Origin of the sequence: Sphingomonas sp. CFBP 8760 (assembly GCF_014841615.1) — a bacterium.
In the GTDB taxonomy this organism is placed as follows: Bacteria; Pseudomonadota; Alphaproteobacteria; order Sphingomonadales; family Sphingomonadaceae; genus Sphingomonas.
This window is the reverse complement of sequence record NZ_JACYUG010000022.1, coordinates 40,758-50,088: the sequence shown is the minus strand read 5'-3', so window position 1 is coordinate 50,088 and position 9,331 is coordinate 40,758. Positions and strand designations below refer to the sequence as shown.

The window sequence follows — 9,331 nt, the reverse complement described above, 5'->3', positions numbered from 1 at the left end:
CCCAGCGAGCGCAGGCCGGCGCCGACGTCGTTCAGCGTCTCGGCGATGTCGAGCAGGTCCTTGGTTGAACGCGCCAGCCGGTCGAGCCGGGTCACCACCACCACGTCGTCCGCCCGGATCTGGTCGAGCAGCCGCGCCAGCTCTGGCCGGTCCCGGTGGGCGCCGGAACCCTTCTCCTCGAAGATGCGACGACAGCCGGCTTCGGTCAGCAGGCCGCGCTGCAGCCGCAGATCCTGGTCATCGGTCGATACGCGGGCATAGCCGGTCAGCATGTCGCGAATATGCATCGAAACGACGGACTTTAGCAACCGACTTGTGCGACGTGGGGAAGCGCGGAAATACGTTGCTTTGGCGGGTGTCGCGAAACTTAGAATATTTGCAACCTGAGTGATCGTGGCGTGGTCAGAAATCGAAAGCCACGGCAGCGACAACGCTTTCGCCGTGATGACCCTGACCGCTGCGGCATCAGTAACGGGCAGCGAGCCACACTAGCAAGCTGGTGGCTGGGCTAGCGTAAGCGTCGGCCTTAGCTGCTATACGTAGCGTCCTCCGATCGTATTCATGACCATTGCGATGGCTGTGCCTTATTATTCTGAAAGTTAGGTCTAAGAGCCAAACCGATAATTAATGACACGCCATATCATTGGCTTACCTTTCCGCTACCGATTGGAAGACCACGGTAGGATGGGGCCACCCGACCCATGCTGCTAATATCACATAGTAGGCCGGGCTAGCCCATTCCTCATCGGTGCAGTCGCTTGCATAGCGCAGCCTTCTTCTGTCATGCTAAAGACGATCAGTTTCAGTCCAGCCCATGTGATCCTCGTGGTCTTCGCAACCCCCGGTGAATCATAAGCTACTGAAGTCGCTCAACTTAATTTCATTGATGATATGTATTAGTTTAACGTCCAAAATAACTAATATTCTATAATAATTTGAGGTAAACTAGCTTGGTACAAACTCAGGCTTTTCTAAAGTCCAACACAACTCTAAGGATTCTGTTGAATTTTTGTACCACGACGCAATTTCTTTAGTCGTCATACCTCTAATTTCTATAAAAGAAGGAGATTTATTGCTAGATATAGCTTGAATAGTAATACTATATCTGGCAGTATCCATTGGATATATTGGTAAATCTGGCTGTTTAAATCCTGGAACGTATGGCTTGGGCAGCTTTATATCCAACATGGAAGAAAGTATTTTTCTAGCAATTGGGCATAAATCAGATGTTGTCCATCTGGTTATATTAGTTCCAGAATTTGTTTCTCTTAACCAGTGGCTAGACTCATTGCTATCCGATCTTATCTGGCCAATATCAACTTTGATTTGTATTTCTTGACTAAGTTTCAAATCATAATAGGAAGCTGACCACCCGCCCCATCCATTCAGGGAAGCAGCAGCAGCGGCAAAGCTTGCGATGTGAGCAATGGACATGTGTTCATGTAGAACACGCGGAGTGAGGGTATGCAATACGTCCATAGTGCGGACTATTGACAATATTAATGGATATTGGGGTTAGGCCTCATGGATCATAACCAGAAGATGACGGTGGCCACAAGGACGATGGTGGAGAAGAAGACTGTCGGGCATCGGTCGTAACGAGACGACAGCCTATTCTTCACCCGTGCAGTCGCGTTCATGACGCAGGCCACGCCTGTCATGCTTGCGGCGAGCGGTTTCGGTCCAGCTCATGTGGTTTGCTGAGGTCGTTGCAACCCACAGGAATCACAAGCAGCTGAAATCGTTCAACCTAATTATCGGCTGGGCCCTAAAGCACCATGCCTGAGGCCCCATAACAATAACGCAAATATACATCTACTATTAATAAGCAATACGTACTATACTTTTTATATTGATCAATCGCCGTATTTTTGATATAAAATGGAGCGGCTAACAGTATATATTTACTAACGTAACGTTATACAAGCATGAGTGCGATCATGCAAATGAGATAGTATTACTAATTAGCACATGCAAATAGCTTTATTAAGACCGCCATAGGTGCACCGATATGATGCAACTATGGCGGCATTTGCATTCTAGATCAGAACCTTGTTAGTGCTGAAATCTGAAAACGACGGCCGATCTGGTCAATGTAGTTTCCGTTGAACAGAGCAAGGTCGCCGGCGTAATTTTTGTCGGTCAGGTTGTTCACTACGAACTGTAACGTCGTCTTATCCGTCACATCGGCTCCCAGCACGAAGTCGAACACGCTACGCCGTGAATAAACGATGTCGTTCGAGACCTCGACGGTAGCAGGCTGTCCAGACGAGAAAATCCGGGTGCGGTCCGACCAGTTCCAAGTCACCTGCGTATAGAGCCCCCCCTTTTCATAGCGGCCCGCAAGCTGGCTGCGCCACTGCGGCCGGTCGAACGTTCCGGCAGTCTCCTGTGCATCGGAGAAGTCGCCAGCGGCGGAGGTGGTGTAACGGATCAGGTGGTACAGATTCCCGCGCAGCGTGAACTGACCAAGGTCAGAAGGTAGCGCGAACGAATACCGCCCGGACATATTGATTGCCCGGACCTGCGTCGATGCCAGATTGATGAAGCCTGACGCATAGCCGTTCTGAATTTGGAAATCAGTACCACGAGAAAAGAAGTTGCAGGTATTGACCCCAGTTTGCGCGCTGGTGTCACCGAAAGTGGGGCTGTCGTAGCAGAACTGTGCTGCCGTCGCGAGCGACGCCGTCGAGATGATGTTCGACAGGTTCAGGCTGATATAGTCGGCGTTGAATGTCAGACCAGGAATGAAGCGTGGCGTCAGCACGCCGCCAACGGTCCAGCTTTCACCCCTTTCCGGCTGGAGGGTAGGAGCGCCTGAGAAGCTCCCTTGTAGCCCCTGGCCCAGTGGCACGAATTGGGCGAGGAACTGTGTCGCGACATCTGCCGTCGTTACCGTCTGACTACCAAATTGCACCCCCCGGCGGATCACGTCCTGCACGCAGTTCGCACGTCGGTTGGCAGCTTGCAGGCCGAGATCGATATTAGCCGGCGAGCAATATTCGGTCGGTGTCGTGAATGAGGGCTGTCCGCCTAAGAAGAGTTCAACGACCGACGGGTTGCGGACCGAGCGGGTGTAGTTGCCGCGGAACGAGATGTCGCGGATCGGTGCCCAGTTCCCTGCCAAACTGTAGATGGTGTTTGCTTCGCCCCGCGCGCGCGGGTTGATCACAGCGCCAGCCAAGTTGCGGAAGGTTGCCGCCTCACCGTTCTGTCGCGAAATTCGGATCGCCGGGCGGAATTCAAGTCTGCCGAGAAATGGCAGGAAATCGGGTCCGGTGATCGGCACCGACGCCTCGCCGCCAACTTCATACGTCTCGGTGAAACCAGAGGTATTTGCCGAAGGCGCGGAACGGCCGCGGCCAAGCTGGTTGAGCAGATCGGTGGTGAAGGTCAACTTGTCCTTGCGATACTCGGCATTGCCGGAAATCGACAGGTCGCCAGCCGGCAGCGCAAACAGCGCGCCGCTGAAGAAGGCCTGTAAAAAGGTCTGCTCGGCAACGTTCTTGAAGACGTTGTCCTGCCGGACATAGGCCTTGGCTGCGTTCGACATCTGATTGTAGCCGAACGGGTTAAGCGGTTGGCAGCCGTTGATCATATCGGCCGTGATACGAGGCTGGACGATCACCTCTGTCGGCAGGCCATCTGCTCCAGGCTGCCGGGTCAGGTTCGCAGAGGTGCCAAGCGGGGTAAACCCAATATACTGTCCCGGAAATAGTCGGGCGCGGCAAACGATGTTGCCGTTTGCTACGCCACGGAGAGCTTGCCCTTCATCGACCGCGTCGAGCGCCAACTGATATTCGATGTCGTTGATCTGCGACGTGCGAACAAAGGACGTCGATCGCCCATAGGTGCCAGAAAATTCTGCCGTCCACGGCTTGTTGAACAGATTAAATTTGGAACGCGCGCCGCCCAGCAACCTGAACGTCTCGTCGGTGGAGGTGAAGGGGTTGTTGCCGAAGATATCCTGGTTCTGGCGGGTCAGGGTGAAGTAGCCGTTCCGTGTTGCCGTGTTGATCCCGGCGGCATTGAGGGCAGCGCGATCGCCGGCATCGAGGTATGGATTATTGACGTTGAGAACGAGCGCAGCGTTCTCCGCCGTGGTCGTGATGAAATTCTGGCTGGGGCTATTGCGCAACGATACGTTACGGGTCCGGGTGAAGAAATTCTCGGTGAAGACCGTCACGTTATCCGTGACGTCAAACTTGCCGATCAGGTTCGTTACGTAGCGATCCTGCTGGGTGCGCAAGACGGTGTTCTCGATCGATCGCGAGAAGCCGCCGTTCGACCCTGGCGACTGCGAAAACGAGCCCTGAGACGTAGGCGTGAGGCCCGATGCCGCGGTATAGGCGCGCACCTGTCCGTCAGCCGTAAATTCCAGCGGCACCGCTACGAAGGGTAGCACCTGATTCAACGGCACTTGCACCGTTTGACCGTTGGCACCGGATCGCACGGTCACGAGCGTGGTATCCGTGTTCGCGATGCGCGGCACGTTCGGAATGAATGTGCCGATAAACGCATTGACGTTAACGTTGGGATTTGCGGCGAAAAACTCGCGTGCCGTAGGTCGATTGGCCTGAAGGACGTTGATTGCCAGATTGTTGATCTGTGCCTGCGTCGCCCCCGCGGGAGCAGTAACGCCGAAGCCAGTCAGAACCGAGGCGGCGAAAGCCGATTGTGCCGCCGCATTGGCACCGACAAGGGTCGTCGGTGCGAATGTCGTGAACGGCAGTCCTGCAGCAGTTGTGGCACGGCCGTTCAGGCCGTTGCTCGATAGGCCCAACCCTGACAGCGTCGAACCTGGCGTTCCTTGGACAAGCTGTACGCCGGTCGTGAAGTTGGAGACGGCCGGCTGCCCGATGCCATTGTTAAGTAGAATGAAGCCATTGGCATCCGGGGTATAGCTTGTACGCGTTGGTGCCGACAGCGTGTTCAGGATCGTGCCGTTGAAACTTAGGGACTGATTGATGAACCCAAAGCCATAGTCCTGGCTAGGAATAAGATCGTCGGTGGTGCGTAGGAAGGCGCCGTTGTTGCTGCCTTGCACATTGACGATCGTACCATTTGGCGAAAACGAAGGGTTGCGCAGACCCCCGCTCGCAAAATTGGTAATCGCGGCGGGACGAAGCAGGCGGAAGTCTCGAGCATCTGCCTGTAAGCCGTCAACATGGGTGTATTCTGCTGACAGCGTCAGGTTGCCGCGGCCACCAGCGAAGTTTTTGCCCCACAGGAGGTTGACCTGCTGCTGACCAGCGTCACCCTGATCACTAATGCCAGCCAAGCCACGCACCTCGGCACCTTCGTAATCGCTCACCAGAATGTAATTGACGACGCCGGCAATCGCGTCCGAGCCGTAAGCAGCCGCGCCACCGACGGTGACGACGTCAACACGTTGAATCAGTGATGCAGGGATAACATTGACGTCGACTTGGCTACCGGTGGCATTGCCTTCGACAAATAGCGAGGCGGAATTTCCTGATACGAAGCGACGGCCATTGACCAGTGTGAGGGTCCGTTGGGTGCCAAGATCGAGCAAGTCGACGAAGTTACGACCAAGGCTGGCATTCTGACCACCGTTATTGCCGTTGAAGCTGGCGCCCGGTCCAACCAAAGGGTTGTCATTCAGGATTTCGATAGCATTGGTGAAGCCGCGTGCACGAATTTGCACTGAGTCAATCGAGACACCAGGCAAGACCCCGTCGGTTTCCGGGCGGCGAATGCGCGAGCCGGTTACCAAAATCGTGCCATCATCGGCATTCGATCCGTCGGAACTAACCGCGGCATTGTTCTGCGCGATAGTAGCCTCCTGCGACGCCGGTTCGTTCGTCACTGGAGGATTGCTGGCCGTTGGTGCTGCCTGACCGAACGCTGGAGCACACAGGACCATCGTGCTCGCAAGCGCCGTCGCATTAGCCCAGCGTAAAATTCGCATTTTTGTTCAACCCCTGTTCAGCGCAATGCCTTTGCGTCTGAGGGTATGCTGCATGAACGAAAAGTTATTATCAACCAGTGTCATAGAAACTTTTGCATCGCGATGCATGAAAGCCACATCTCCGTCGCCTGTTCGAACCCAAACCCCAGTACCTTGAAACATACGACCTGTTGCGTGTTGGGCCAGCCAGTGAGTCACTCCAGTAATACACTTAGAGCTGAGATACGTTTCCGCGTTAGGCGTTCGCGGGGCGTCGCAAGAAGTGGATTTAATCGCCTCCTAATTAGCATTCTTTCACGCTTGTTCCGTTCGATGGGCCTTGACCCGGTAGCTAAGACGGGCTTGCTTTGTTGTGATATTGGTGTGCGAGGATTAGACGATGCGCTGCTTTTTATCCCGCTGCGGCATCGCCGCACTGTTGGCGGGTACCATGCTGGCCCCCGCCACAGCGCAGCGGCGCGCGATTGTACCGGCCCCCGCCCCCGCAGCGATCACGGTTCCGCCCATCGGCTTCACAGAGCGGACACTGGCTAACGGACTGAAGGTGATCGCCATTCGCGACACCTCGACGCCTAACGTCACTACACAGGTCTGGTACGACGTTGGCTCCAAGCATGATCCGCAGGGACGTTCGGGCTTTGCGCATCTGTTTGAGCACATCCTGTCGCGCAAGACTGTGAATATGCCCTACAACGCGATCAACAAGCTGACCGAGGATGTCGGCGGATCGCGCAACGCCTCCACCTGGTTCGACCGCACCAACTATTATGAGATCGTCCCTGCCCAGTATCTGGAGACGATGCTGTGGACCCATGCCGAGCGGATGGCACGCCCGATGGTCGACGAGCAGGTGTTCGAAACCGAGCGCAACGTCGTGAAGGAGGAGTTCCGCCAGCGTGTGCTTGCCCCGCCTTATGGCCGGCTGCGGCTGGTGCTGGACGAGAACAGCTACGATACACTGCCAATGCGCCGATCCGGAATCGGTAGCCTGGAACAGCTTGATGCCGCGACGCTGGCTGATGCCCGCGCATTCCATGAGGCATTCTACGGACCCGATACCGCGACGTTGATCGTGTCGGGCAATTTTGATCCGGCGCGACTGGATGGGCTGGTCGACCGTTATTTTGGCGCGATCCCCCGACGTGGCAATCCGATCCCGCTGAAGGTCACGGCAACGGAGGCGCCCCGCACCACGCCGCGCATCGTCACCGCCTATGCGCCCAACGTGCCGCTGGCGATGGTCGCCTCGTCGTGGCGCATCCCCGGCGCTGCCCATTCCGATCTTGCCGCACTCGAGGTGCTCGATGCGGTGCTGTCGAACGGTGAGAATTCGCGGCTATACCGGGCGCTGGTCCGCGGCCGTCAGATCGCGGCATCGGTCGGCGTCCAGTTACAGGATGTCGAGGACGGTGGCTTCTTCGCGCCTAGCGTGACGCTGGCGAGCAGCCACACCGTTGCCGAAGCGGAACCTGCGCTCGCTGCGGAGATCGCGCGGATGCGTGACGAGCCGGTGACCGCCGCCGAACTGGCCGAAGCGAAGAACGAGATTCTTGCCGCGGCCCTGCGCGAGCGCGAGACGTTCGATGGCCGCGCCTTCGCGATCGGCGAGGCATTGGTCCGCACTGGCGATCCGCGAGCACTCGATCGTCGACTGGCGCTGGTCGGCAAGGTCACGGCGGCCGACGTGCAGCGAGTGGCTCGCCTGTATCTGAAACCGGAAGCACGGATCGACATCCGCTACCTCGACGAGAAGCAGCGGCCGGCGGGCGCGGCCAACGGCTGGACGAACCCGACACCGATGCCGACCTGGGCGTCCGTGCCCCCGGCAGCGCGCCCGCCGCTCGCGCTTGCACCGGAAGCCAGCCGACAGGCCCCGCCCCCGCCAGGCAGGGCATTGCCTGTCACGCCCCCCGCGATCGTTGAGAGCACACTGGCCAATAGCATGGGCATGGTTGCTGCGCGCACCGGATCGGTGCCGGTCGCGACGATGGCAATCGTCTTCAGGGGTGGCGCGGCGACCGATCCGCGTGACCGTGCCGGTCTGGCCGCCCTGCTGGCAGACATCGCGACGCAGGGAACCAGAAACCGTACCGCCGAACAGATCGCCGCGCAGGTGGAGGCGCTGGGTGCTAGGCTCGATGCACAGGCGGGCGCCGACGGCACCGTGGTGAGCATCACCGGTCCCGTCGCCACGTTGGCTGAGGCAGGTGCCGTGCTGGCAGACGTGGTGCGCAACGCGACCTTCCCCGCTGACGAGGTCGAGCGGCGCCGTGACCAGACATTGGACGGGCTTTCGGTTGCCCTGAAGAATCCGGGGGCGCTGGCTGCCATGGCGATACAGCCGGTCAGCTATGGCGCCGCTCCTTATGGCGCGGTGGCAACGTCGGTCAGCGTCGCCGCTATCACGCGTGACGAACTTGCGGCGGCTCACGCCCGCTGGTGGCGGCCGGATCTGGCGACACTGGTGGTGACCGGTGGGATCGATCCTGCCGTCGCTCGCCAGTTGGGCGATAAGCTGTTTGGCGACTGGCGCGTCACTGGCGCTGCCCCTGCCCTTCCCACCAGCCGCGCTGGCCAGCCTACCAGGCCCCGCCTGGTGGTGATCGACATGCCCGGTGCAGGGCAGGCTGCGGTGACAGCAGCAGTACGTGGCGTCGATCGTGCCGATCCGCATTGGTTCGACCTGCAGGTTGCCAATGCCGTGCTGGGTGCAGGCTCTAACGGCCGGCTGTTTCAGGAAGTCCGGGTCAAGCGTGCGCTATCTTACGGGGCATATAGCAGCGTGACGGCGCGCGCCGACGACGGTCTGCTCACCGCAACCACGCAAACCAAGAACGAAAGCGCGCCTGAGGTGGTGCAGATCTTTCTTGCCGAATTCGACCGTCTTGGTCGCGAGCCGCTCGATGCCGGCACAGTGGACAAGCGCAAGACGTTTCTGGCGGGTGGACTCAGCCGTTCGGCTGAAACCAGTCGTGGTCTTGGTTTGACGATTGCCAGCCTGATCCAACAGGGTCTGCCTGCTGGCGAGGCAGCCAGTCTTACCACCCGGATCAATGCGGTGACCCCAACAGGCGCGACCGCTGCGGCAAAGGGGACCGTGGCGGGCGCAAACGCCAACATCGTCGTGGTTGGTGACGCCAGACTGTTCATTGACCGCCTCCGCGCGATCCGGCCGGACCTAGAGCTTATCCAGGCCAACGCCATCGACCTGGGCAACCCAACTTTGCATACAACAAGCAGGAGTTCCGCTAGCTCATAGCGCCCATCCCCTTGTCGTAAAAGCGGTGACACTCGTGACATTCGTAACGTTCGAAAGTCAGGATATTTGCGACGCCATTGCAGCGGCAATTTGCTCGCGTGTACCCCGCAAACAAACGGCCACCGATGTCAATCGACGTT

The 9,331-nt window shown here is 58.0% G+C and carries 4 protein-coding genes; 1 reads left to right on the top strand and 3 read right to left on the bottom strand.

Translation table 11 applies throughout. The features are described 5' to 3' along the window. The 3 genes from IFT82_RS18135 to IFT82_RS18125 form a co-directional block, all read right to left on the bottom strand. Positions 1-272 (bottom strand): recombinase family protein (locus tag IFT82_RS18135; protein ID WP_192129513.1); only part of this gene is annotated, 272 nt, incomplete at its 3' end. Between the two features lie 673 nt (positions 273-945). Continuing rightward, positions 946-1,434 carry a hypothetical protein gene (locus tag IFT82_RS18130; RefSeq protein WP_192129511.1) on the bottom strand — a complete coding sequence of 163 codons (489 nt, stop codon included), beginning with the start codon at positions 1,432-1,434 and terminating at the stop codon, positions 946-948. Between the two features lie 610 nt (positions 1,435-2,044). Next, a complete protein-coding gene (locus tag IFT82_RS18125) occupies positions 2,045-5,830 on the bottom strand; it encodes a TonB-dependent receptor domain-containing protein (protein WP_192129509.1) in 3,786 nt (1,261 codons plus the stop codon). 481 nt (positions 5,831-6,311) lie between these two features. Between IFT82_RS18125 and IFT82_RS18120 the strand changes: the two genes are divergently transcribed. Next, the gene (locus tag IFT82_RS18120) at positions 6,312-9,191 is read left to right on the top strand and encodes a M16 family metallopeptidase (RefSeq protein ID WP_192129508.1); all 2,880 of its coding nucleotides are present in this window, start codon (positions 6,312-6,314) and stop codon (positions 9,189-9,191) included. The last annotated feature ends 140 nt before the right edge of the window (positions 9,192-9,331 follow it).

What these genes read in the sequence shown, in the direction of transcription:
- IFT82_RS18130 (WP_192129511.1), bottom strand. Translation starts at nt 1,434, where the DNA reads ATGTCCATTGCTCACATCGCAAGCTTTGCCGCTGCTGCTGCTTCCCTG.
- IFT82_RS18120 (WP_192129508.1), top strand. Translation starts at nt 6,312, where the DNA reads ATGCGCTGCTTTTTATCCCGCTGCGGCATCGCCGCACTGTTGGCGGGT.